General features: G+C 46.9%; 19 protein-coding genes and 1 pseudogene. 8 read left to right on the forward strand and 12 right to left on the reverse strand.

The annotated features are described in order from the left end of the window. Together ilvA and BST99_RS03685 are read left to right on the forward strand one after the other, a co-directional pair. Positions 1–1267, forward strand: a pseudogene (gene ilvA / locus BST99_RS03680) (threonine ammonia-lyase IlvA). A 16-nt stretch (positions 1268–1283) separates the two neighbouring features. Then, entirely contained in the window at positions 1284–2879 is a 1596-nt protein-coding gene (locus BST99_RS03685) for an NADP-dependent glyceraldehyde-3-phosphate dehydrogenase (protein WP_105000595.1), read from the forward strand. On the opposite strand, the gene recG is transcribed toward BST99_RS03685, so the two are convergent. Beyond that, a complete protein-coding gene (recG, locus tag BST99_RS03690) occupies positions 2876–4981 on the reverse strand; it encodes an ATP-dependent DNA helicase RecG (protein ID WP_105000596.1) in 2106 nt (701 codons plus the stop codon). The two genes, BST99_RS03685 and recG, sit on opposite strands and share 4 nt — an antisense overlap. 38 nt (positions 4982–5019) lie before the next feature. Between recG and BST99_RS03695 the strand changes: the two genes are divergently transcribed. Genes BST99_RS03695 through BST99_RS03705 form a run of 3 tightly spaced genes read left to right on the forward strand, consistent with a single transcriptional unit; the run spans position 5020 to position 8080 of the window. Beyond that, complete coding sequence (locus BST99_RS03695) at positions 5020–6105, forward strand: M1 family metallopeptidase (RefSeq protein WP_105000597.1); 1086 nt, start codon at positions 5020–5022, stop codon at positions 6103–6105. Beyond that, a complete protein-coding gene (locus BST99_RS03700; protein ID WP_146106192.1) occupies positions 6081–7169 on the forward strand; it encodes a M1 family aminopeptidase in 1089 nt (362 codons plus the stop codon). Before BST99_RS03695 ends, BST99_RS03700 begins: the two co-directional genes overlap by 25 nt. Further along, entirely contained in the window at positions 7166–8080 is a 915-nt protein-coding gene (locus BST99_RS03705) for a patatin-like phospholipase family protein (RefSeq protein WP_105000599.1), read from the forward strand. The genes BST99_RS03700 and BST99_RS03705 overlap by 4 nt, the downstream gene beginning before the upstream one ends. 2 nt (positions 8081–8082) lie before the next feature. Here the strand turns inward: BST99_RS03705 and BST99_RS03710 are convergent, their stop codons facing one another. The 4 genes from BST99_RS03710 to BST99_RS03725 all read right to left on the reverse strand — a co-directional run bounded on the left by BST99_RS03710 (position 8083) and on the right by BST99_RS03725 (position 12275). Continuing rightward, complete coding sequence (locus tag BST99_RS03710) at positions 8083–8601, reverse strand: DUF7935 family protein (RefSeq protein WP_105000600.1); 519 nt, start codon at positions 8599–8601, stop codon at positions 8083–8085. Positions 8602–8610: 9 nt separating this feature from the next. Beyond that, the gene (locus tag BST99_RS03715; RefSeq protein WP_105000601.1) at positions 8611–9384 is read right to left on the reverse strand and encodes a hypothetical protein; all 774 of its coding nucleotides are present in this window, start codon (positions 9382–9384) and stop codon (positions 8611–8613) included. Between the two features lie 95 nt (positions 9385–9479). Beyond that, positions 9480–10994: an FMN-binding glutamate synthase family protein gene (locus tag BST99_RS03720; RefSeq protein ID WP_105000602.1), complete on the reverse strand. Its 1515-nt coding sequence runs from the start codon at positions 10992–10994 to the stop codon at positions 9480–9482. 6 nt (positions 10995–11000) lie between these two features. Beyond that, positions 11001–12275 (reverse strand): amidohydrolase, encoded by a 1275-nt coding sequence (locus BST99_RS03725; RefSeq protein ID WP_105000603.1) that lies wholly within the window; start codon positions 12273–12275, stop codon positions 11001–11003. A 130-nt stretch (positions 12276–12405) separates the two neighbouring features. On the opposite strand from BST99_RS03725, the gene BST99_RS03730 reads away from it, so the two are divergent. After that, entirely contained in the window at positions 12406–14742 is a 2337-nt protein-coding gene (locus tag BST99_RS03730; protein ID WP_105000604.1) for an ATP-dependent helicase, read from the forward strand. Positions 14743–14744: 2 nt separating this feature from the next. On the opposite strand, the gene BST99_RS03735 is transcribed toward BST99_RS03730, so the two are convergent. Then, complete coding sequence (locus BST99_RS03735; protein WP_105000605.1) at positions 14745–16622, reverse strand: sensor histidine kinase; 1878 nt, start codon at positions 16620–16622, stop codon at positions 14745–14747. Between the two features lie 95 nt (positions 16623–16717). Here BST99_RS03735 and BST99_RS03740 point away from each other — a divergent pair, with 95 nt between their 5' ends. Further along, complete coding sequence (locus tag BST99_RS03740) at positions 16718–17344, forward strand: L-threonylcarbamoyladenylate synthase (RefSeq protein WP_105000606.1); 627 nt, start codon at positions 16718–16720, stop codon at positions 17342–17344. Between the two features lie 49 nt (positions 17345–17393). Here BST99_RS03740 and BST99_RS03745 read toward each other — a convergent pair whose 3' ends face one another. From BST99_RS03745 to BST99_RS03755, 3 genes are all read right to left on the reverse strand, one after another. Continuing rightward, the gene (locus tag BST99_RS03745) at positions 17394–18122 is read right to left on the reverse strand and encodes an OmpA/MotB family protein (protein ID WP_245916170.1); all 729 of its coding nucleotides are present in this window, start codon (positions 18120–18122) and stop codon (positions 17394–17396) included. A 221-nt stretch (positions 18123–18343) separates the two neighbouring features. Continuing rightward, entirely contained in the window at positions 18344–19345 is a 1002-nt protein-coding gene (locus BST99_RS03750; protein ID WP_105000607.1) for a glycosyltransferase family 2 protein, read from the reverse strand. Between the two features lie 12 nt (positions 19346–19357). Beyond that, on the reverse strand, positions 19358–19804 hold the full coding sequence (locus tag BST99_RS03755; protein ID WP_105000608.1) for a type I restriction enzyme HsdR N-terminal domain-containing protein: 447 nt from the start codon (positions 19802–19804) through the stop codon (positions 19358–19360). A 26-nt stretch (positions 19805–19830) separates the two neighbouring features. Between BST99_RS03755 and holA the strand changes: the two genes are divergently transcribed. Further along, positions 19831–20835 (forward strand): DNA polymerase III subunit delta, encoded by a 1005-nt coding sequence (gene holA, locus BST99_RS03760; protein WP_105000609.1) that lies wholly within the window; start codon positions 19831–19833, stop codon positions 20833–20835. On the opposite strand, the gene BST99_RS03765 is transcribed toward holA, so the two are convergent. From BST99_RS03765 to BST99_RS03775, 3 genes are read right to left on the reverse strand one after another with little or no spacing between them, the layout of a single operon-like run. Then, positions 20832–21218: a DoxX family protein gene (locus tag BST99_RS03765; protein ID WP_105000610.1), complete on the reverse strand. Its 387-nt coding sequence runs from the start codon at positions 21216–21218 to the stop codon at positions 20832–20834. The two genes, holA and BST99_RS03765, sit on opposite strands and share 4 nt — an antisense overlap. Before the next feature lie 59 nt (positions 21219–21277). Further along, a complete protein-coding gene (locus tag BST99_RS03770) occupies positions 21278–21769 on the reverse strand; it encodes a DoxX family protein (protein WP_105000611.1) in 492 nt (163 codons plus the stop codon). Between the two features lie 45 nt (positions 21770–21814). After that, positions 21815–24229, reverse strand: a complete 2415-nt coding sequence (locus BST99_RS03775; RefSeq protein WP_105000612.1) for an alpha-ketoacid dehydrogenase subunit alpha/beta — start codon at positions 24227–24229, stop codon at positions 21815–21817. Positions 24230–24316 lie beyond the last annotated feature (87 nt).

Consider the following 24316-nt stretch of genomic DNA (forward strand, 5'->3'; position numbering starts at 1 on the left):
ATGTCCTCTGCTGTTACCCAACCGTATTTTCCTGTCCTGGCTGATATCTATCAGGCGGCCCAACGCATTGCGGAGGTAGCAGATCCAACCCCTCTGCAAAAGAGCATCCGACTTTCAAAAAAGTTCGGGGCTGAGATCTGGCTAAAACGCGAAGATCTGCATCGGGTAAGGAGCTATAAAATCAGAGGAGCTTACAACAAAATCAGCTCGCTGAGTCAAGAGGAATTGGCCAGCGGGGTGGTTTGTGCGAGTGCAGGAAACCATGCCCAAGGGGTGGCCTTTGCCTGTGCTCATCTCAAGGTAAAAGGTGCCATCTTTATGCCTGTGGTTACCCCGAAACAAAAGATTGATCAAACCCGTCTTTTTGGAGGCGAGTATGTAGAGGTCATTTTGGAGGGAGATACTTTTGACGATGCCTATGGCGCGGCCCGTCAGTATTGTGAGGCCGAAGACCGAACATTCATCCATCCATTCGACGACCCCAAGACCATAGAGGGGCAAGCCACCGTAGGGCTCGAAATCCTCAAGCAAGCGGATCAGTCCATCGATATGGTCATCGCCGCTGTTGGAGGGGGAGGTCTCTGTTCCGGTCTTATAGGTTCTTTTGAGGCGCTTTCCCCTCAAAGCCAGATTATCGGGGTGGAACCCAAAGGAGCTCCATCGATGAAGTCCTCTATAGAAGCAGGGAAATGCTTAAAATTAGCGAGTATTGATAAATTCATCGACGGTGCAGCAGTCCAAAAGGTCGGTGAATTAACTTTTTCGATTTGTAAGGATCGATTAACGGATATGATTACGGTGGAGGAAGGAAGGGTGTGTCAGCATATCCTTGAACTTTACAACCGCGACGCTATCGTGGTGGAACCTGCAGGAGCCCTGACCATTGCCGCCTTGGATAAATTAAAGGATCAAATAAAAGGCAAGCGAGTGGTTTGCGTAGTAGGGGGGAGTAATAACGATATTACCCGCATGGCCGAAATCAAAGAACGCGCCTTGCTCTTCGGTCAGCTCAAGCACTATTTTATTGTGCGTTTTCCCCAACGCCCCGGTGCTCTTAAGGAATTTGTAGCACAAATTCTAGGGCCGAATGACGACATCACGCATTTGAATATTCAAAAAGAACGATAAAGAAAACGCTCCGGCAATTGTCGGAATCGAACTGCGTAGGGCAGAAGATCTCGAGCCTTTGATTCAGCGAATGAAAGACCGAAACTTCTTTGGCGAATACATTAATCCGAAGCCGGACCTCTTTGAATACCTCGTTTAACTAAAGAACAACATCAATGAAAAAGATCACTTATAAACCCATACCTGAAAACAGACAAATCAACGAGGTGATTCACCAGAAAGCCTATTTACTAGGGGGTGAATTGCGGCAATGGGAAGGCGAAACGACAGAGGTTTACTCCACTATTTCCAGTACCAAAGACTACGCCCCCACACTCTTGGGAAGCATTCCCACTATGGGTGAAAAAGAAGCCTTGGAGGCTTTGGGTGAGGCCTGTTCGGCCTACGATAAAGGCCAAGGAGTCTGGCCTACCATGAAGGTGAAGGACCGCATCCACTGCATGGAAAACTTCGTCAAAAAGATGGAGACCAAACGAGAGGAAGTCGTAAAATTGTTGATGTGGGAAATCGGAAAGTCAGAACCGGATTCTTATAAAGAATTCGATCGTACGGTGGAGTATATTTATGATACTATCGAGGAGTACAAAGAGCTGGACCGCAACTCGGCCAAATTCCAAAAGCACGATGGTGTCTATGCCCACATCCGTCGTGGCCCCTTGGGTGTGGTCCTTTGTTTAGGGCCTTACAACTACCCACTAAACGAAACCTTTGCTTTGTTGATCCCCGCGATCATCATGGGGAATACTACCATCTTTAAACCGGCCAAACACGGGGTATTGCTCATCACACCTTTGATGGAAGCCTTTCAATCTTGTTTCCCTAAAGGAGTCGTCAACATCTTATTTGGACGAGGAAGAGCGGTTGCCGCCCCGATTATGCAGAGCGGGAAAGTCGATGTGCTTGCCCTTATCGGAAACAGTAAATCGGCGAATGCCCTTCAGGAACAGCACCCTAAGAGCAACCGCTTGCGTCTTGTTCTAGGGCTTGAAGCCAAGAATCCGGCGGTAGTTCTTCCGGATGCCAACCTGGACCTCAGTGTAAATGAATGTATTGCGGGAACGCTTTCTTTTAACGGTCAGCGCTGCACGGCCCTCAAGGTGGTTTATGTGCATCAGGATATCAAAGACGCCTTTTTGGATAAGTTCAGCAAGGCAGTCGATTCCCTGCCCTTTGGAAATCCCTGGGATGAAGGGGTGAAATTGACTCCGCTGCCCGAGCCTGGGAAATCCGATTACATTCAGGAACTCATTGATGATGCTATGGCCAAAGGGGCCAAGATTTTGAATGAAAGGGGAGGCGAGCGCTTTGATAACTACATCTGGCCTGCGGTACTTTACCCCGTGACTAAGGATATGCGCGTCTATCAGGAGGAGCAGTTCGGCCCGGTTATTCCGGTGGTATCCTTTGAAGAAATCAGTGAGCCCCTGGACGATATGGCGGAATCCAATTACGGACAGCAGGTGAGCCTTTTCGGAAAAGACGTCTATACCCTTTCTCCCTTGATTGATACCCTGGCAAACCTGGTGTGTCGAGTGAACTTAAACAGTTCTTGCCAGCGCGGTCCGGACGTTTATCCGTTTACGGGAAGAAAGGATTCTGCTCAAGCGACCCTCAGTGTGCACGATGCCCTGCGATCCTTTTCGATTCGAACCTTTGTCGCTTTTAAAGACAACGAAATCAACAACGAGACCGTTGAGCAATTACTGGAAGCGAAGGTGAGTAATTTCTTGAGTACGGATTATATTCTTTAACTGATATACCCCCAGAGGGCTTTATCGCTGTAGAGAAGCTGGTATTGGCGTTTCATCAGTTGGTGCTCGGGTTTCTCGAGCTTGGGATCGTCTTTGAGAATATCGAAGGCTTCGCTACGCGCGCGTTTGAGGATGGGGTTGTCTTTGACCAAATCAGCGATTTTGAGTTGGAGGACCCCACTTTGCTGGGTGCCCAATAAATCCCCTGGACCCCGAAGTTGAAGGTCCACTTCTGCGATCTGAAACCCGTCTTGGGAGTTCACCATGGTACTCATCCGTGTTTTGGCCTCATCCGAAAGCTTATAACTGCTCATCAGAATACAGTAACTCTGATCCGCGCCTCGGCCCACGCGGCCCCTTAACTGGTGCAATTGAGATAGACCAAAGCGTTCGGCACTTTCAATAACCATGACGGAAGCGTTCGGAACATTAACGCCCACTTCGATGACCGTTGTTGCGACCATGATTTGGGTTTCGCCTCGCACAAAGCGCTGCATTTCGAATTCCTTGTCCTCGGCTTTCATCTGTCCATGGACGATGGAGATTTGGTATTGCGGCTGAGGAAAATCCCTCGATATACTCTCGTAACCATCCATAAGGTCTTTGTAATCCATTTTAGAGGACTCCTGGATAAGCGGATAGACGATGTAGGCCTGCCGGCCTTTAGCGATTTCCTGTTTTAAAAACTGGATCATCTTCAGGCGGTTCTTGTCGAACCAGTGTTCCGTTTTGACCGGTTTACGGCCCGGTGGCATTTCGTCAATGACCGAATTGTCCAGATCCCCATAAACACTCATGGCCAGGGTTCGGGGGATGGGCGTAGCGGTCATTACCAGAATGTGAGGCGGGATGCTATTCTTCTTCCAAAGCTTGGATCGCTGAGCTACACCAAAACGATGTTGTTCATCAATAATAGCCAGTCCAAGCTGCTTGAATTCCACCTGTTTTTCTAAGAGGGCATGGGTCCCAACGATCAGTTTGAGTTCGCCTGAAGCCAAACCTTCCAACAGGGGTTGGCGATCTTTCTTGCTGACGGAACCCGTAAGTAGGCCTATTTCTAATCCCAAAGGCTCCAGGAGCTCGGTTAATCCTTTGTAGTGCTGTTGGGCCAGAATTTCGGTAGGAGCCATTAAACAGGCCTGAAAACCATTATCCACTGCCAGCAACATACTGAGTAAGGCGACCATGGTTTTCCCGGAACCTACATCTCCTTGTAAAAGGCGGTTCATTTGGATGGGTTTCCCCAGGTCGTTGCGAATTTCTTTGACCACCCTTTTTTGAGCACCTGTGAGTTCAAAGGGGAGGTGGTTTTGGTAGAAGTCCCCGAAATAGTTGCCGACTTTCTCAAAGGGCAGGCCTTTGATGCGCTGCTTGTGCTGTATGTTTTTGGTTAGCAGATGCAACTGCATAAAGAAGAACTCCTCAAACTTGAGTCGGAAACGGGCCTTGGCCAACAAATCCGCATTTTCAGGAAAGTGGATATGCCGGAAGGCTTCCTCTCGACCGATGAGTTGCAGTCGCACTATTAGGTTCGGTGGGAGCACCTCTTTTAAACCGGCTCTGCACTGCTGAAAAGCCTGTTGCTGAATCGCCCGGAAAAGCCGCTGGGTAATCCCTTTTTTACCGAGTATTTCGGTCGATGGGTAGACGGGTTGTAAAGAGGAGCGTTGTTGCTGTTCGAATTTGCTTTTGAGTTCCAACTCCGGATGGGCCATATTCCATTGGCTTTGGTAGCGATTAAGCCGGCCAAAGGCCACGTAGACCTCTCCGCTTTTGAGTTGTTCCTGAATATACTTGTACCCCCTAAACCAGACGAGTTCCAAGGTGCCGGTATCGTCTTGCAGATAGGCCACCAGTCGCTTGCCCCGTTTCATGGGCACCAGTTTCATCTGGGTAATTCTTCCAATGATTTGTACATCAGACCCGCTGTCCTGTAGTTCCCCGATTTTGTAGAAACGACTGCGGTCAATGTAGCGGAAGGGGTAGCACTGCAATGCCTCCCAAGCCGAGGTCAACCCGAGTTCAGAGGCCAAAACCTGCGCACGGGTGGCTCCAACCCCTTTAAAATAGGCCAGGGGAATGTCAGCTGGGGTAGAATTCATAAGACGAAATTATGTAATTTGTGTAGACTTTTCTGACTATGACAGACCAGATCGATTTCCCGCGAAGCTTCCGGGATTTGTTTTCGCTTTGTATTCTTCTATCCCTTTGCACGGCCGTTTTTGCTCAGGGATCTTCCTTCGACTTCAAGCAGGGTACAATCGACATTGAATTGCTGCCCCAAAGCAAGCAAGTCAAAGGCAGTGTTCGCTATGATTTCGAGCTTTTGAACAAAGGAGATAGCCTGTTTATCAACGCCCGAAACATGGTAATTGAAAGGGTTTTATTGGCCAATAAGGAACAGAAGTTTAGCTATGATGGTCAGCGTATCGGTCTAAAAATTAGCCGGGCAAAAAAAGGAAAAAACCAAGTGCAGATCGAATATAAGGCCTCGCCATCCAAAGCCATGTACTTTTTGGGGTGGGTCGATCAAATTCAAGGGAATGAGCAAATCTGGACACAGGGACAAGGACAGAACAACAGCCATTGGGTTCCTTCTTTTGAAGACATGCGCGTTAAGCTGAGTTATCGTTTGCGCATTCGCGCTCCTCAAGGATTTCGATTGCTGAGCAATGGAGTCTTGAATAAAAAGGAAAGCGAGCCTAAAAAAGGACTCTGGGTTTACGAACAGAAACAACCCATCAGCGCTTATCTGTTGGCCATTGCTTTAGGGAATTACCGAGAATACGAACAAACCAGTACCAGTGGAATTCCTCTTTTTCAGTACCTCTACCCGGAGGACAGTCTTCGTTATACAGGAACCTACCAGTTCACCCGCCAGGTATTTGACTTTTTAGAAGAGGAAATTGGGCAGCCCTATCCCTTTGATAACTACAAAGAAGTTCCCGTTTTTGACTTCCTGTATGCGGGTATGGAGAATGCCAGTTGCACCCTCTTTTCGGATCAGTTTGTCCAGGATCAGAACGCCTTGCCTCAGGAATCCTACCTCGGAGTACAAGCCCACGAAATGGTTCACCAGTGGTGGGGTAATTTAGTCACAGAGGCCAGTGGGGAAGACCATTGGCTGCACGAAGGCTTTGCCACTTACTACGCCCAATTGGCGGAAGCCATATACACGGGGAAGCTTGGTTCACCTGGAATGTGCTGGACAAAGCACTACAGCTAAAACAAGGGGTTAGTCAGTCCTTACTCGATCCCGGTTCCAGTAGTTTGACTTTTTACGAAAAAGGTGCCTGGGCCCTCAGGATGTTAAGAGAGAAAGTAGGGGACAAGGCTTTTAAGGAATCCATGTCAAGGGTCTTGCAGAAGTACCGTTTTAAAAACCTTCGTGTAGATCAATTCCTGGATGAAATGACTTGGCAGGATGAGGGGGATCGGACCCTTTTTGAAGAGAACTGGTTAAAGTCTATCGATTTTCCTTGGACAGAAGTAAGCAGGTGGTTGGTCCAAAAGAACCCTGATATTGGAACCTTTTTAGGCATGCAGGAGCAACTATCGGCTCTACAAAAGGGAGTAGAAAAGGATTCTCTTTTCTTGCACTTTTGGAGGCGCGAAATGCCCTCCCCATTGCGTATTCGACTTTTGAGAGGACAAGAAGATCGCCTGCCTATTGAAGAATATTGGAAAGCCTTAAAAGATCTTCATACAGCGGAGTCAGCACCGGATCGCGAACTGAGAAGAGCTTTGCTGTTTGGATTGAACACCGAGGACCCCTCGGAGGTTCAGCAGGAGTTCTATCGCACTTTCTTAAATGAAGAAGATCCTGTGGTAGGCTATCATCTCTTGTATAATCTATGGCGGTGGTTTCCTGCCGGAAGGAGCACCCTGTTAGATAGCTCCAAGCGGTTGATTCCCTTTATGGTCGATGAATTCGCGCTGATTTGGAATCTTTTGAATTTGGCCGGAGCACAGAGTCTGGAGGAAGCTGAGCCTTATATCAAGCAGTTAAAAGAATTGACCACGCCGGCCTATCCTGCAGAGGTTCGTCTGATGGCGACCAATCAGCTGTCTACTTCTTTTGGGAACCGAACCCCTTTTATCCTGAATGCCTATCTGCGCCTCAGTGTTCATCACAAATGGCGGATCCGCAAGGCGGCCGGCCAGCAAATCCTGGAATTACTCAAGGATCCTATGATTCGGCAACAGTACGAAAAAGACCTGCCGGAACGTTCTGAACAAGAACAAAAGCGATTACGTGAATTACTTGAACTGTCAAAATCAACAGAATGAAGGCCCTAGTCATATCCGGAGGAGGAAGTAAAGGTGCCTTCGCAGGCGGAGTAGCCCAGTTTTTGATTGAAGAGGCAAAGCGGGATTACGATATTTTTGTGGGTACCTCTACAGGGAGTCTTTTGCTGTCGCACTTGGCCTTGGGCAAGGTGGATAAGATCAAAGAGATCTATTCTTCCGTTGATCAAGACAGTATATTCAACAGCTGCCCCTTTAAAATAGAACGCAAGCACGGATCAGAGTTCATTTCGATCAACCACTGGAATGTGGTGCGGCGATTTCTGAAAGGTAAAAAGACCTTTGGAGAGAGTGAGAACCTGAGGGAGCTGATCCGCAGCAGTATTTCTTATCGGGAGTTTGATACCCTGAAACAAGGAAGTAAGGACGTGGTGGTAACCGTATCGAACCTTTCCTTGAATCAGATTGAATACAAAAGCATTCGGGATTACGATTACGACGAATTCCTGGACTGGATTTGGATTTCGGCAAATTATACGCCCTTTATGAGTCTGGTACGAAAAAATGGATGCGAGTACGCCGACGGTGGCTTAGGGAGTATAGTTCCCATCGAAGAAGCGATTAAACGCGGGGCCACGGAAGTCGACGTTGTGGTCTTGCGGACGGAAGTCAGTTACTACAACCGTATGCCCTCAAGAAATCCTTTTGAATTGATTACCAATATGTTTGGCTTTGTTCTGGACCGTATTGAAAACCAAAACATCAGAATAGGAAAGCTGGTCGCCAATCACCACGATGCGATTATTAATCTTTATTATACCCCTGCCGTACTGACCACCAATTCCCTGATTTTTGACAAGGAGAAAATGACCCGCTGGTGGAAGAGAGGGTACCTGTATGCTCGCAATAAGCAAACCGACGAAATGCCGATTGAACCAGACTTACAGGAATAAGTCTACCAGAGATCCCCGATTTCTTTTTTGATATAAGCCAAAGCCGTTGTAGAAGGAGCTGTTTTGTCCATGGCCTGACTCAAGATGGCCTCTCGAAGTTTATCAGCCGTCTCGATTTCGCTCATTCCTGCGGACCGAATGGACTGAATCGTGGCATTCTTGGCCGCCTTAATAATGCTCCAACACTCATCACTCAAATAGATTTGTTGCGACAAGTTGTGCTCAAATTCCGATTCGATTTGACGAACCAGTAGGTTTTCGTATTCGTTCTTTTTATCTGTTTGCGGCGCCACGCGGACCACAAGACTGGTCAAACTGATGCGCTCAAGAAAGAGGGCCATACGCTCATAGGCCTGCAGGCGTACGGGAAGGGTTTCTTTTTGAGAGTTTTTGTGCAAGAGAAAACGCCTTCTTCCATCTTCATTTTGGGTGTGCAGTCTGAAAAAGTAAAAGGCAATCACACCGGTAACAACAGCCGGCAAGAGGTAGGCAAAGAGTTGTAAAATATCAGCTCCGTTCATGGGGAATGTTTATTTCAGGGTTTCTCGGGTTTGTAAATAAAAGAGTGCGTAATCCGGTACTACCTGAAAATAAATATCAGATCGCGTACTCTTATCATGTAACGTTTGAATTCGCCCTTTTAGTGGACTGCCTTCCCTTTGAAGATACTCACTGAGCTTTTTAAGCAGGGGAGGAGTTCCGTATAAGGTCTTGGCGCGCTCGTAATCCGGACTCTGGTAGGAAGCAATTTCACCTCTTAAGATAAGCTGTGCTTCGGGATTGTCGGTCATCACCTTTTCCAGTTTTTTAACCAAGCCATTGGCGTTTAAACTGTCTGCAGGATAAAATGCAGTACTCGGATACACAAAGGTAATGGCACCTTTCTCGACTTTGAGCTGTTTGGTTTCATCCACAAACCCGCGCAATTCTGTCAGCAGCTTAAGCGTAAGAGAATCATTAGCTCCAATGCGATCCCTTAGGGCTTGTAGCTTTTGTTCCTTTTCGCGAAGATCTTCTAGGGACTTTCCGATATTCTCGGTGCGCTGAACAGACTGGGTGGTGAATTTGTTGAGGTTTTCCAACAAATTGGCATTGGTCTCTCGGATTTGTTCCAATTCAAATTCAACGGCCTGAACGCGTCCGTCACTGGCTGCCTTGGCTTTTTTGACCTGTGCCACTGAGTCTTGCCAGCTGCGAATTTCTTTTTTGAGGAGTTGTATTTCGTAGAGCAGTTCACTCTTTTTTTGCGCCTGCAGGGATAAGCTAAAAGCCAGTACAAGCAAAAGGAATAGGATCTGTTTCATTTTTGAGCTTTTGTGTCTGTTGGAATAACGATGCAATCCCAAATTTAGGATACTTTTTGGCAATTATTTGCTTCTTGATCCCAAGGCCGGGCAATTCAGTAGATCTTCTGTGGATTCAATGGTACTTCGGTCTTTTGGTACTTGTACACTTGAGAGAGGTCACTGCTGAGGTAATCGTCATCGACATTGACCTGAATGTCGTTCATAGTGAACTGACAGGGATGTTCGTATCCAGCGGCTCGGGTGATCTCAAGAAGTTCTTTTCGGAAGGTCCTGAAGTACTGCGCGAGTCTTTCAGATTTCAATGGAATGTCAATCCCAGATTGCAGCCAGCGATTTTGGGTAGCAATGCCAGCAGGGCAGCGGTTGGTGTGGCAGATCTGCGCTTGAATACAGCCAATACTCATCATGGCTTCTCGGGCCACGTTGATACAATCGACTCCCATAGCAAAAGCCATAGCGGCTTTGGCCGGAAAGCCTAGTTTTCCACTTCCGATAAAGACCAGGTCTTGATCCAGTCCATGGGATTGGAAGATGCGGTAAATAGCGGCAAAACCGTAGACCCAAGGCAAAGAAACATGGTCGGCAAAGCTCGGAGGCGCTGCGCCTGTACCTCCTTCGCCTCCATCAATGGCAATGAAATCCGGTCCCTTGCCTGTGGCTTTCATCAGTTTCGCCAGGGCCTCCCATTCGTCCGTCTTTCCGATGGCTGCCTTGATTCCGACGGGTAATCCAGTGGCCTCTGCGATATCTTCAATAAAATCAACGAGGCCTTCTATAGAGGAAAAAGCGGAATGACCAGAAGGAGAAAGAACATCGATCCCTGGTACGACTCCCCTGATTTCTGCAATTTCTTTGGTGATCTTTTTACCAGGTAGAACGCCGCCTTTACCCGGTTTTGCTCCTTGGGAAAGTTTGATTTCTATGGCTCGTATTTGGGGGTTGTCCTCCACCAGGAGCTTGAGTTTTTCCATAGAAAATTCCCCATGAGCATTCCGCACTCCAAAATAACCGGTACCAAAGTGAAATATCACATCAGCCCCGTGCTGGTGGTAAGGGGAGAGGCCGCCTTCACCGGTATTGTGGTAGGCTCCGGTCAATTGAGCTCCATGATTCATGGCCGATACGGCTGCAGCAGAAAGACTGCCAAAGCTCATGGCCGAAATATTGATAATGGAAGCTGGACGGAAAGGCTTTCGTCTTTTGTGAGCAGCCCCCATGATCTTGGCACAAGGGATGAAGTCCGGCTCTTCTTTGTGCGGATGTTTATGCCCCAACTTAAAAGGCATCAAGGCATTTTTGACGAATATATGCTGATGAGCATAGATGTCCCGGTCGGTTCCAAATCCTTCGTAATTGTTCTCCTTTTTAGCCGAAGCATAGACCCAGCCCCTTTCAATGCGGTTAAAAGGCAGTTCTTCGCGGTTGTTTGCCACAAAATACTGCCTCATTTCCGGGCCAATGCTTTCGAGTAAATACCGCAGATGCCCTACAATCGGAAAATTATGCCGAATGGTGTGGGCGCGTTGAAAAAAGATATCCCAAAGTCCAACGAGGAGCAAGGCGATGAGTACCCAGCCCCACCAGGGTATCCAGGAGAATAATTCCATGTAGGTTTATTGGTTTAAGTAGTCCAGGGTCATTTCCGTAAGAGATCGTACCCCTAAGAGCATACCCGCATCATCAATTTTAAAATCGGGGGTATGATGAGGAAATGATTCTTTATTTCCGGGCGTCATTCCGCCCAAGAAAAAGAAAAAGCCGGGCACTTCTCGCTGAAAATAGGAGAAATCCTCCGCTCCAGTAATGGCTTTTTGTTGAATAACTTGTTCTCTTCCCGCTACACGGCGAAGGGTCGGTAGCATTTGAGCGACAAGATCAGGGCTGTTGTAGGTGATGTCCGTAGCGTCCTTGATTTCGATCGTAGCACTCCCTCCATAGGCCTCTGCGATAGAGGTGACCATCTCTTCCATGCGCTTATTGATGTGGTCTTTCATGTCGTAATCGAGGGTACGGATGGTACCCAGCATTTCGGCACTTTCTGGGATGATGTTAAAACGAACCCCACTTTTGATTTTACCGACCGTGATGACTGCCGCTTCGTTGGTCAAATTCGCCTCTCGACTAATAATGGTCTGAAGACCGTCAATAATTTTTGCGCTGATGAGAATCGGATCAACACCTGCCCATGGCTGAGACCCATGGCTTTGCTTTCCTTTGACTTTAATCGTAAAGGATTGCGCTGCTGCCATGGTTCCTCCGGGCTTGTAGCGAATCATGCCCACAGGGGTTTGGGAATTGATGTGCAATCCAAAGATTACGTCCACCTTGGGGTTCTCCAGAACACCCTCTTTCACCATCAATAAAGCACCTCCTTCTTCACCCGGTGGTGGACCTTCCTCTGCTGGTTGAAAAATAAATTTGACCGTCCCTTTGATCTTGTCTTTGTTTTTAGAAAGGATCTCGGCGACCCCCATCAAAATAGCGGTATGGGTATCGTGGCCACAGGCATGCATAACACCGACCTTTTCGCCAAGGAACTCTGAGGTCACGGTGGATTTAAAAGTCAAATCATTGCGCTCGGTTACCGGCAGGGCATCGATATCGGCTCGTAAAGCAACAACCTTACCGGGAAGATCCCCTTTGAGTACGCCGACTACCCCGGTATGCGCTACTCCTGTTTGCACCTCGATCCTTAGACTTTTAAGGTGCTTGGCTATTTTTTCTGCCGTTTTGAACTCGCGGTTACTCAGTTCTGGATTTTGGTGGATATCATGCCGCCATTCAATGACTTTCTTTTCAATTTTTAGAAATTCTTTTTCCGCAATGCTGTTTTGGGCATAGAGGGAGGTGCACAATACAAGAGAAAGGGCCAGAAATACATGTCTCATAGGGTAAAATCTTGTGTGTGGAATTACTTCTGCTAAATATATCAATTTTTAAGGGCTTGACTTTTTGATCCTCAGGAAGATTACTAATTTCGATTCTTTATCGCGAAATTTCCCAAAGTAGAATTCCAACATGCCCTATTTAGATGAATTGAATGATGCCCAAAGAGCCCCTGTTCTGCATAAGGACGGGCCTTTGATGGTAATTGCAGGTGCAGGGTCGGGCAAGACCAGGGTACTGACGTACCGTATTGCACACTTGATGGAACAGGGGGTTGATTCCTTCAATATCCTGGCCTTGACCTTTACGAACAAGGCTGCACGGGAGATGAAGTCCCGTATTGCCGGAATTGTTGGGGATGCTGAGGCGAAAAATCTCTGGATGGGGACCTTTCACTCGGTCTTTGCCCGCCTTTTACGCCACGACGGCAAGCACTTGGGGTTTCCGAGTAATTTTACCATATACGATACCCAGGATTCTCAACGCCTTATTTCGGCCATCATCAAAGAGATGGGCCTCGACAAGGACGTCTACAAATACAAACAGATTCAGAACCGAATCTCCTCTTATAAGAACAGTCTAATCACAGTCAAGGCTTATTTTCAGAATCCCGAATTGATGGAAGCCGATGCCATGGCAAAAAGACCAAGGCTAGGGGAGATCTACAACAATTACGTGGAGCGCTGTTTTAAGGCTGGGGCTATGGACTTTGACGATCTGCTTTTACGTACCAACGAACTGCTCACCCGATTTCCAGAGGTTTTGCACAAGTACCAAAACCGTTTCAAGTACATTCTGGTGGATGAGTACCAAGATACGAACCACTCTCAGTACCTGATTGTCAAAGCCCTTTCGGATCGTTTTCAAAACATCTGTGTGGTGGGGGATGATGCTCAAAGTATTTACTCATTTCGTGGAGCCAACATCAGCAATATTCTAAACTTCCAACGGGATTACGACAATGTGGCGGTGTACCGTTTGGAGCAGAATTACCGATCAACCAAAACTATCGTAGAGGCGGCCAACAGCGTGATCGCCAACAACAAGAACCAACTCGACAAAGTCGTTTGGACTGACAATGATGACGGGGAGTTAATTAAGTTGCATCGCGCGGCAACCGATGCAGAAGAAGGACGCTATGTCGCTGGTTCTATTTTTGAACTCCGCATGCAGGAACAGTTGCCCAATGGAGATTTTGCAGTACTGTACCGAACCAATTCTCAGTCTAGAGCGATTGAAGACGCCTTACGCAAAAGAGATATTCCTTACCGCATTTATGGGGGCTTGTCTTTTTATCAACGCAAGGAGATCAAGGACATCCTGGCCTACCTGAGATTGATTGTAAACCCGAATGATGAGGAGGCGTTGATGCGAGTCATTAACTTTCCTGCTCGTGGAATTGGTCAGACCACCGTTGAGAAAATCCGGGTGGCCGCGAATGAATTCAATATGACCGCCTTTCAGGTCATGGAACAGGTGGAGCACGTCGCGGTTAAACTACAAAGCAATACGAAGCGAAAACTGCAGGATTTTATCACCATGATCAAAAGCTTTCAGATTTTAGCTCAGCAGCAAGACGCGTTTACCGTAGCCGAACAGGTGGCCAAAAAAACCGGACTTCTTTTGGAATTCAAAAAGGACGGTACTCCTGAGGGCATTGCTCGAATGGAAAACCTGGAAGAACTCTTAAACGGTATCAAAGATTTCGTAGAAGGGCAATTGGAACTCGCAGATGCCGAAGGAAATCTTTCGGAATTTTTGGAAGATGTGGCCTTGGCTACGGATCTGGATCAGGATACCGGAGACGACGACCGGGTCGCCTTAATGACCATCCACCTGGCCAAAGGGTTGGAGTTCCCCGTGGTTTATATCGTAGGGATGGAAGAGGATTTATTCCCATCGGCGATGAGCATGAATACCCGAAGCGAACTGGAAGAAGAACGCCGTCTATTCTATGTCGCACTGACTCGGGCCGAGAAAAAGGCCTTTTTGACCTACACCCTGAACCGCTACCGTTGGGGTAAACTCATCGATGCGGAGCCCAGCCGATTTTTGGAAGAAATTGATGAGAAATTCATCGAAAACCTCACGCCCTTACAAGACAGTTACCGCTACAAGAGCTTAATTGACCGTTCTATTTTTGGAGAAGTAGATAAGAGCAAGCTTCGCAGTACTAAACCCGTTCCAGGTACGCCACCGCCAAGCCATGCGCCAACGGAGAAACAACTGCGTAAACTTCGCAAGATCAAACCGGAAATTGCGCAGCCCAATGCAGGAAGTAACGCCAGTGAACTCCCACTCATGGAGGGAACCTGGGTTAAACACAGCCGCTTTGGTCAGGGACAGGTACTGAAACTGGAAGGAGTAGGGCAAGACCGTAAGGCCGAAATTCGCTTTGAAAGGGGCGAGGTCAAAAAACTACTTCTCCGATTCGCGCGCCTGGAGTTGATGGATAATTTGGCCAATTGAGCCTACTTTTTCGATCCTCTGTTCTGGCGGAACAGGGTGTTGCGGGTAATCCTTGTGGGTACAGAAAACGAAAAACGACTTCCTTTGGATACAGTCGATTCGATGGTAATTTGCCCTCCGTTTCGGGCGATAAAGTCACGACAAATGGCAAAGCCTAATCCTGTACCGATCTCATTTTCAGTGCCCTTGGTGGAGTGGTTTTCTTCTTGATTGGTCAAGAGCTCATCCACTTGTTCCTGGGTCATCCCAACACCAGTATCCGAAACTTCGATCCAGACTTCCGAATCCGTTTCGTAAGCCGTGAGTCCTATTCGGTCGCCATTTCGAGAAAATTTTAGAGCGTTGGAGAGCAGGTTGCGGATGACAAAATCAACCATATCCTTGTCTGCGTAGACGCGACTTACTTTGACTTCTTCGCATTCCAATTGAATCCCCTTACGTGAGGCGTGATCTGAGAATAGTTTCGCATTAGAATAGAGGAGCTGTTCTATATCAAAGGCGCGTGGCGACAGGGTGTGGTCATTCATCTGGGTCTTGGCCCAATTCAATAGGTTGTCCAGGAGCATTTGAAGATTCTGAGAGGATTCTCGCAAATACTGCACAAAGGTCTGTTGTTCTTTGGCGCTAATTTCGCCTTGTTCCTGATCTAAAATTTTAGCGATGGAAACGATATTTCCGGTATGACCTCTTAAGTCGTGAGATATTATAGAAAAGAACTTATCCTTGATCTGAGAAGCTTCCTGCAGTTCCAACTCGGATTGAGTGAGTTTTTGATTCAAACGGGTCAAAGAAACATTTTGCGTCCCCAGTACCTGCAATTGACGCCGTATTTTCTTAACGAGTTTATTGTAGGTGTCGGTGAGCTCATGAAGTTCTTTAATCTTCATCTTGGAATGGAGCTTGATCGTTCCATTAAATTGATTTTGAGAGATATAGTCCATATCGCTAATCAATTTTTCGATAGGAGCGGAAATGCGATTGGCTATGGCCAATGACAAAAATACCGCGAGAGCTAGGGTGCTGATAAACAAGAGAATTAAATAGGTGCGGATGCGTCCGGACAGCAACTGGGATTCTGTTCCTACCATTTCCGAAAGACGTTCAATCGAAAGGTCCATTCGATCTGCTGACTTTAGCCACTCCTGCGTTAAACCCGCTTCTTCGTTCCCTATTTCTAGTTCCAGTTCGACTATACGACCAAAAATCGCTTGATACGATCCCAGAATCGCAAGCGTATTCTCAAGATTTGCTTGTTCTTCCTTTTTGGCAGTCGTAATTCGTTCTTTTAGACCGGTTTTTAATTGAACAAGGCTGTCGGTCAGTTGATGAACGTAAAAGATGTCTTTGCGTAAAAAAAAGTCCTTTTCGAAGCGCCTAAGCATGAGAATATCAGCCAGCTCGATGCCTTGGATTTGTTCCAACTGGTGGATTTGCGACCTCATTTCTCCTTCCAGGCCGTAGTTTCTAAATCCCCGTTCCTTGCGAAGAGCTGTGATCTTTGTGCTTAGGTGATCGAAGTATTCCAGTTCCTTTTGAAGTTTTTCAATCCTTCGGCTAAAAATGGGGTTGTCCTTTATTTCGGCCTTTGAAAGTACATAAAGGGCTTTAGTGCTCTTTTTGAGACTGAGGTGGTAGTCCAATTGATTAGCCGTGGATTCGTCTGATTTGTAGAAATCATCGAGCAAAACATCAAAATCCATCATGCGCCCAAAAGAAGACTGAGCCTTTAGACGAGAAGCGTTAAAAGAGATCACTTTTTCTCGTGTATCACGCAGGTGATTGCTTCTCTTCAAAGAAATAAAAGAGAAGATCAAAAAGGGTATGACTAAAAGCCCAAGCGCTAAAAAAGCGGATAACAATCGCCCCTTGATGGAGTGCATGAAAGAAATTATGGTTAATGTTCTTCCAATAAACGCAAACTTGTTACCTTAAGTATGAGTTTTTCGACCAAATTCACACCAACTATTTACTTTTTATGCCCTCTGCACAATTCATTAAAGTATACCCAGAAAATCCAGCACCACGGCCTTTGGGAATTATAGCCGATTGCCTTCGGAAAGGGGGGCTAATCATTTATCCAACGGATACGGTGTACGGATTGGGCTGCGACATCACCAATACCAAAGCACTACAGCGATTGGCACAGTTGAAGGGAATTAAATTAGAGAAGGCCAACTGGTCGTTTATATGCCCAGACTTGAGTCGGCTTTCGGACTATACGCGCCAGTTGGACAATCCGACCTTTAAATTACTCAAGCGCAGTTTGCCTGGACCCTACACGTTCATTTTGCCGGGAAATAATGACTTGCCCAAGGTTTTTAAAAAGAAGAAGACCGTAGGAATTCGGGTGCCCGATCATTCGATTCCTCAGGCCATTGTGAGTACCTTGGGGAACCCCATTGTTTCCACTTCGATTTACGATACAGATGAGATTGTGGAATACACAACGGATCCCGAATTGATTTACGAGGAATGGCAAAATAGGGTGGACTTGGTGGTTGACGGCGGATTTGGAGGAAATATTCCGTCGACGATTATAGATCTCTCTGGAGATGGGCCGGTAGTTATTCGAGAAGGAAAGGGTTCTCTGGACGTACTCTAAAAAAAACCGCCTCCCAGAGGGAAGCGGTCGACTTATACTTTTAAAGGTCTTAGTTTCCTTGACCTCCAATGGCAGGATCTTTCATCCCTTCTTCGATCATGTTGTAGAACTGATCTAGTTTTGGAAGCACCACGATACGTGTTCGGCGGTTTTTCGCTCTGTTGGCCGCAGTAGTATTGCTTACTAGTGGTACATAGTAGCTTCTACCCGCTGCAGTCATTCGCTTGGGGTCAACCTTGAAATCGTTTTGTAGTACACGTACAACTGCAGTGGCACGTTTTGCACTCAAATCCCAGTTGTCAACCAGTACTCCGCTTCGGAAAGGAACGTTATCGGTGTGTCCTTCAACCAAGAATTCAAAGTCAGGTTTGTTGTTCACTACCTTGGCAACTTTACCGAGAATACGCTTCGCTGCTTCGGTTACATTATAGCTACCGCTGCGGAAAAGAAGCTTGTCAGAGATCGATACAAAAACAACGCCTTTCTCGACACTTACTTCGATATCGTCATCTTCCAAGTTTCCTAAAACTCCTTTCAAACTCTGAACCAAGGCCAGGTTTACAGAGTCACGACGAGTAACGGCATCGCGAAGGTTACTGATCATCAGGTCTTTTTCGCGAAGACTTTCTAGTGATTTCTCAAGGTTTTCGGCTCCTTTGGTAGTCAAAGTTGTCAAGTCACCCATATTGTTGATCAACTCCTGGTTGTTTGATTTCAGGAAGTCGTTTTGCTGTCTTAGCGTTTGAAGCTGTGCTTCGCTAGCCGCTTGTTCTTCCAAACAGCTATTCAATTTAACTGTTGCAGAATTCAGCAGGTCTTGTGTTTCTTTTTGTTTGGCTTCTAGATCTGCGTACTTCTTGTTGGATACGCAGGAAGTGAGTAGTAGGCAACGCCCAGTGTTCCCAGAAAAGCTTTTCTCATGATAAGTGAAGTTGTATTAACCATTAAAAATTACTCTAAAGTTATATATTTTGCTTGCTCAGCGAAGGGATAGAGGGGTTAATCTTTTACTAATCCCCGATATTCCCTTATTTGTTGTACGTAATGTAACCACACTATGGACGTCGTTCGGTAAAATTTTACACTTTTTTGGCTTTTTCCTCTTTTGGCCCACATGGACCTGCAAGACTGATAAAAGGCGAGGTGAGCTCTAAATACAGCCCAACTGTGCGCTGGTTTTCGTTGAAGTAAAAACACCACTGCCGCGATTCCATCCAGCACCATTCGAGCAAATAACAAAGCAAAAACTTCTGGCTTGGCCGTGTTTTTAAGCAGGGTGAAAAGGGAGTTTCTGAAATTCAGAAAGGTTTTGCGAGGGTTCATATTGCTCAGGGTAGACCCTCCCAAGTGAAAGACCTCCGATTGTCCGTTGTACCAGACCTGGTGCCCCTGATTTTGTGCCCTCCAGCAAAAGTCAATTTCTTCCTGGTGAGCAAAGTAATCTGCATCAAAACCGCCGAGTTCGTGAAAAACAGAAGACCGCACTAAAAAACAAGCTCCAGTTGCCCAAAACACAGGAATGGTGTCGTTGTATTGCCCAAGATCAGTTTCGATGGATTGAAATACGCGACCTCTGCAAAAGGGGTAGCCCAAACGGTCCAGAAAGCCTCCCGCAGCACCGGCGTATTCGAAGTATTCGGGCTTTTTTAGGTCCTTGATTTTGGGTTGGACTATACTGATTTCAGGATTCTCCTTCATCATATACGCCAAGGGTTCCAACCAGCCGCTGGTCACCTGTAGATCAGAATTCAATAAGCCGTAGACATCGGCTTCAATCTGGGTAAGCCCCCAGTTGTATCCACCAGCATACCCATTGTTTTCGGAATTAAATAAGACGTTGACCTGAGGAAATTCTTCTTCCAGTACCCGAGCAGAGTCGTCGGTAGAGGCGTTGTCAATAACCCACACCTCCGTACCCTGGCTGTGCGCCAATACGCTGGGCAGGTACTTCGAGAGCAAAGAAGCTCCGTTGTAATTCAAAATGACCAGGGCAACTTTCAAAACGGTTGCAAATTAAGGGCTAAATGCAGGAATTTCGGGTACGAATTTGCACTTTTTTGTGACATAATCGATGGAGTAGTACACGTGAGTTAAGCCATTGGTCAGCATGAGCCAATCGGCTTGAGCGCTCAGATTGTAACGGGCTGCTTGATCAAATACCTCTTGTGTAATGGGGACTTCAGGGGCTTTACACTCGATAAGCAGAAAGATACTCCCATCGGGTTTGTAAACCACTACATCAAATCGCTTATCGGTTTGGGCGACACGAATATGTTTTTCTACGGCGATCAGACTGACTGGGTAGTGGTGGGTTTGGATTAAAAACTGGAGCACGTGCTGGCGCACCCATTCTTCGGGTTGCAGCAGGAAGAATTTTTTCCTGATCGGATCAAAAATATGGGTGCTGTTTTCTATACTTTTGGTACGGAAGCGATAGCCCGGAAAATGGAGTTGCCGCATATGCAAATTTGCGCAAAACCGATGGAATGAAAGAATTGAAAAGCCTTATCCAAGAAATTAAAGACCGCCGCCCACGGCCGGTCTATTTCTTTCATGGTGAAGAGCCTTATTTTATGGACGTCTTCTCGGATTATTTGGAGGAGCATTTGCTTCTCGAAGAGGAAAAAGGCTTTAATCAAACGATTTTATATGGTAAGGAACTCAAGGTAGACGCTTTGGTCGAACAGCTCAAACGCTTCCCCATGATGTCGGAGTACCAAGTGGTTATCGTCAAGGAGGGACAGCATTTGGCCCGTACGGTAGATCAATTACAGGCCTATATTGAGAATCCTTTGCCCTCTACTATTTTGATGGTCAACTACAAGGGCAAAAAACTGGACAAGCGCAAAAAGCTTTATAAAGCTCTTGCCAAGTCCGGGTTCCTCTTTGAATCCAAGAAACTCTACGAATCCGAAATTTCGGCTTGGCTGAGTCGTCGTTCCAAAGAAAAAGGGCTTCAGTGCAGTCCCAAAGCCGTTGCCTTGTTGGTCGAATATTTGGGAACCGACCTTTCCTTGATCGAAAACGAGCTTGAAAAACTACGCTTGGCTATTGGAGAAGGCAAACCGGTTGATGCCCAGCAGATTGAAACCTATGTAGGGATCAGCAAGGACTTCAATAATTTTGAATTGAAGAAGGCCTTGGGAGAAAAGGACTTCGGCAAGGCGGGGACCATTTTGAATTACTTTGCCTCTAATCCAAATGCGCATCCCATGGTGGTCACGCTGGGCTTTTTACACACCTATTTTAGCCAGCTGAGTCGATACCATGCTTTGAGCGATAAAAGTGCTCCTGCAGTGGCCAAAGCTTTGCGTGTAAATCCCTATTTCGTCAAAGAATACCAGATCGCGGCCCGGCATTACCCCCTCAAAAAATTATCCGGGATCTTGCAGGAATTAAGGCGTATAGACGGGTTGTCCAAAGGGGTTGGAGCCTCCGGATGGCCAGCGAGAGAACTGTATAAGGAGCTAATGCTTTGTTTTACCCGTTAGCGGTTGCGCTGATCTAAGCTGTACTTACCAGGGCCCATAAGGAAGATGACCACATAGATCACCAAATACAACAAGGCCTTTTCTTTTACTTTAACCGGATCCGAAAAGTGGACGATAAAGGCGGCTACAGCCATCGTTGCTGCGGTGAGCAGAGAAACCCACTTGGTTTTCAATCCCAGAATGATCAAGATTGGAGCAAAGAATTCTGCTAATACGGCGATGACAAGCGTCACTGCACCATTCATTCCGATACCGGAAAGGGGTTCAGCAAATTCAAAGTCTTGGTTTACCACTTTTTGAAACTTAGGGTATCCATGAGTAATCATTAAAGCGGAGGGGATGATCCGGAGCAACGCCAGGCCCAAGTTTGATTTTAAACTCATACCAGTAAAGGATTTAATGGTTCTGAAGCGAAAAATAAGAATAATTGGTCATTGCGTACTTAAGCCATTTGCCAACGACGACTGATCAGGTAGTCCAAGCCAAAGCGACCGGATCCAAAATAGAGGTTGTAAATAGAGACCCATAAAAAGCCAAAAGCGGGCAACATTCCCCAGGTACCCTGACCCCACTTTTGAAGGAAAATGGCAACTAGCATGGTGCACATGATCAAGAAAGAGGCTAACCGTGTTTTGAGACCTAGGGCAAAAAACAGGCCTCCAACGGCTTCACTAAAAGCTCCCATCCAGGCAAAAAAGGCGGGGAAAGCGGCAAATATTCCACCGTAAGCTGCCACATCATCCGGAAACCAGTAAGCTACCTCAAACAGCCCTAATTCATTCTCTTTAGGAGACCAAGGCATACCGAACTTTGAGGCTCCAAAATCAAGGGCCAAAAGCATTCCAGTAATAAAACGAATAACGGCAAAGACAAGGTCAGCACCCCAGCGTTCTTGTAGTCGAGGGGTGATCAGTTTTTTTAAAGCTGTTTTCATAGGAGAGTGTTGCATGCTCCTAAGATAGCAAACTTTGTTTAACCTTTAGAGGGGAGGAAACTGATGGGGTTTTGCTTCCTGCATAATGCCGTAAATGGCTTCAAAAATGTCTTCTGCACTAGGTTTTGAATAGTAGTCTCCATCACTGGCATAGGCCGGCCTGTGGGCCTTTGCGGCCAATGTTTGTGGTGCTGAATCCAGGTACTGATAGCCACCCTGTTTCTCCAGGATTTCTTGCAGTAAATAGGCAGAACAACCTCCAGGAACATCTTCGTCAACGATCAACAAACGGTTGGTTTTCTTAACACTTTTGACTACATCGTGCTCGATATCGAAAGGCAATAAAGACTGCGCGTCGATAACTTCCACGTCAATGCCCATTTCCTGCACCTCTTTGGCCACCTGATCGACTATACGCAACGTTGAACCATAAGAAACCACCGTAAGATCGCTTCCGGGTTTCATGATTTGCACCTCTCCAATAGGGGTACAGAATTCACCGAGGTTCGTAGGGCGAATTTCTTTTAGACGATACCCATTAAGGCTTTCAATGACCAATGCAGGTTCGTCTCCTTTCATCAGGGTGTTATAGAAGCCGGCCGCTTGAGTCATGTTACGCGGTACAAGGATGTACATCCCTCTCAAGAGATGAATGAGCGCTCCCATGGGGGAGCCCGAGTGCCATATTCCCTCCAAGCGGTGTCCTCGAGTTCTTATGATTAGAGGAGCCTTTTGCTTACCTGCACTGCGGTAACGCAGGGTGGATAAATCATCACTCATGGTTTGAATGGCGTACAGGATATAGTCCAAGTACTGGATTTCAGCAATTGGACGAAGTCCACGCATGGCCAAACCAATACCTTGACCAACGATGGTGGTTTCGCGAATACTGGTATCCGAAACCCTCCATTCTCCAAATTTTTTCTGCAATCCTTCGAGACCTTGATTCACATCCCCAATGGTTCCGGTATCTTCTCCGAAGATCATCATTTCGGGATAGCGCTCGAAGAGTTGTTCAAAGTTGTCACGAAGGATAACCCGCCCATCAACCGTATCTTCTAGGTTGCGGTAGGTGGGTTTGATTTTTTCGATTCGGGTCGCCTTGCTGGGAAGATCATTATACAGGTGTGAGCTGAAGGCCTGTTGATTCTTTTCGGCTTGGGCTTCAATGAAATGCTGCAGGGGAGTCTTATCGGCACCTTGTTCCTGCAAGAGTAGGGTGCGAGCTCGTCTTGCCAGGGAGTGAACATCTCTTTTGATCGGCTCCTTAAAGCTGCGAAGACGTTCGATAAGCGCCTCCATTGGCTGCGGATTGGACAATTGTGGGACCAATCCCAGTAAGATTTGCTCTAGCGCATCCTTGTCTTGTCTTTGGGGTTGAAGGAAGTCTGACCAGGCATCGTTCTTTGCGGCTCTTACTTCCAATTTCCAAGACTTCTCCAATGGCTTAAGTTCTTCGTCGGCGGCCAATTCATTTTCGAGAATCCACTTGCGGAACTGGCGATTACAATCGTATTCCCGCTCCCAGGTAAGGCGTTCCTCGCTTTTATAGCGCTCATGCGAGCCGGAGGTAGAGTGGCCTTGTGGCTGGGTCAATTCAATCACGTGCAGAAGTACCGGTACATGTTCTTCTCGAGCGATGTCTGCTGCTTTTTGAAATGCCTCAATCAATGCAGGGTAGTCCCATCCTTTCACTTTGATGATTTCAAAAGCCTTTTCATTGGGTTTCCCCTCACGTTGTAAACCTCTAAGCATACTGGAAATGCTTCCTTTGGTGGTGTGGTAGTCGGCAGGGACAGAAATTCCGTAATCATCATCCCAAACGCACATGACTAAAGGAACCTGAAGAACCCCAGCGGCATTAATGGCTTCAAAGAAATGCCCTTCACTGGTACTGGCGTTACCGATGGTGCCCCAAGCGATTTCTCTTCCGTTGCGGCTAAAACGGTCCGCCCCGGGAATATTTTGGTTCTTGTAGACCTTAGAGGCTTGCGCCAATCCGAGTAATCGGGGCATTTGTCCTGCCGTACAAGAAATGTCAGCACTGCTGTTGGTTTGGTTAGTGTGGTTGAGCCATCCGCCCTCTGCATCTATGCTGGGTGTCATAAAGTGCCCACCCATTTGGCGACCGGCGCTCATGGGTTCTAAAACCGGATCGGTCGTCGCGTATAAACCGTGAAAAAAGGAGGTGGCGTTCAGGTGACCCAAACGCATCATAAGGGTTTGATCTCTGTAGTAACCGCTTCTCCAATCACCAGGCTCAAATACTTTCGCCATAGCGATTTGCGGCAACTCCTTTCCGTCACCAAAGATGCCAAACTTGGCCTTCCCCGACAGTACTTCTCTTCTTCCGAGTAAGCTGCATTCTCGGCTGATGAAGGCGTGTTTATAATCAGCCAGTACCTGTTGTTTGAATTCCTCAAATGTAATGGGTGAAGCTGTGCTGATTTCTGGGTTCATAAGGCCAAATTAGGTTTTTGCGAAATTACAAAAACTGTAGGGAATGACCTAATAGGAACAGCTCTGATTATTGAATAATTCACAATT

The sequence above is a fragment of the Aureicoccus marinus genome (assembly GCF_002954325.1).
In the GTDB taxonomy this organism is placed as follows: domain Bacteria; phylum Bacteroidota; class Bacteroidia; order Flavobacteriales; family Flavobacteriaceae; genus Aureicoccus; species Aureicoccus marinus.

Coding starts and splice junctions, on each gene's coding strand:
- BST99_RS03685 (WP_105000595.1), top strand. CDS start 1,284: ATGAAAAAGATCACTTATAAACCCATACCTGAAAACAGACAAATCAAC.
- BST99_RS03710 (WP_105000600.1), bottom strand. CDS start 8,601: ATGAACGGAGCTGATATTTTACAACTCTTTGCCTACCTCTTGCCGGCT.
- BST99_RS03715 (WP_105000601.1), bottom strand. CDS start 9,384: ATGAAACAGATCCTATTCCTTTTGCTTGTACTGGCTTTTAGCTTATCC.
- BST99_RS03770 (WP_105000611.1), bottom strand. CDS start 21,769: ATGAAAACAGCTTTAAAAAAACTGATCACCCCTCGACTACAAGAACGC.
- BST99_RS03725 (WP_105000603.1), bottom strand. CDS start 12,275: ATGAGACATGTATTTCTGGCCCTTTCTCTTGTATTGTGCACCTCCCTC.
- BST99_RS03775 (WP_105000612.1), bottom strand. CDS start 24,229: ATGAACCCAGAAATCAGCACAGCTTCACCCATTACATTTGAGGAATTC.
- BST99_RS03755 (WP_105000608.1), bottom strand. CDS start 19,804: ATGCGGCAACTCCATTTTCCGGGCTATCGCTTCCGTACCAAAAGTATA.
- BST99_RS03695 (WP_105000597.1), top strand. CDS start 5,020: ATGACAGACCAGATCGATTTCCCGCGAAGCTTCCGGGATTTGTTTTCG.
- recG (WP_105000596.1), bottom strand. CDS start 4,981: ATGAATTCTACCCCAGCTGACATTCCCCTGGCCTATTTTAAAGGGGTT.
- BST99_RS03740 (WP_105000606.1), top strand. CDS start 16,718: ATGCCCTCTGCACAATTCATTAAAGTATACCCAGAAAATCCAGCACCA.
- BST99_RS03730 (WP_105000604.1), top strand. CDS start 12,406: ATGCCCTATTTAGATGAATTGAATGATGCCCAAAGAGCCCCTGTTCTG.
- BST99_RS03720 (WP_105000602.1), bottom strand. CDS start 10,994: ATGGAATTATTCTCCTGGATACCCTGGTGGGGCTGGGTACTCATCGCC.
- BST99_RS03765 (WP_105000610.1), bottom strand. CDS start 21,218: ATGAGTTTAAAATCAAACTTGGGCCTGGCGTTGCTCCGGATCATCCCC.
- BST99_RS03705 (WP_105000599.1), top strand. CDS start 7,166: ATGAAGGCCCTAGTCATATCCGGAGGAGGAAGTAAAGGTGCCTTCGCA.
- holA (WP_105000609.1), top strand. CDS start 19,831: ATGAAAGAATTGAAAAGCCTTATCCAAGAAATTAAAGACCGCCGCCCA.
- BST99_RS03735 (WP_105000605.1), bottom strand. CDS start 16,622: ATGCACTCCATCAAGGGGCGATTGTTATCCGCTTTTTTAGCGCTTGGG.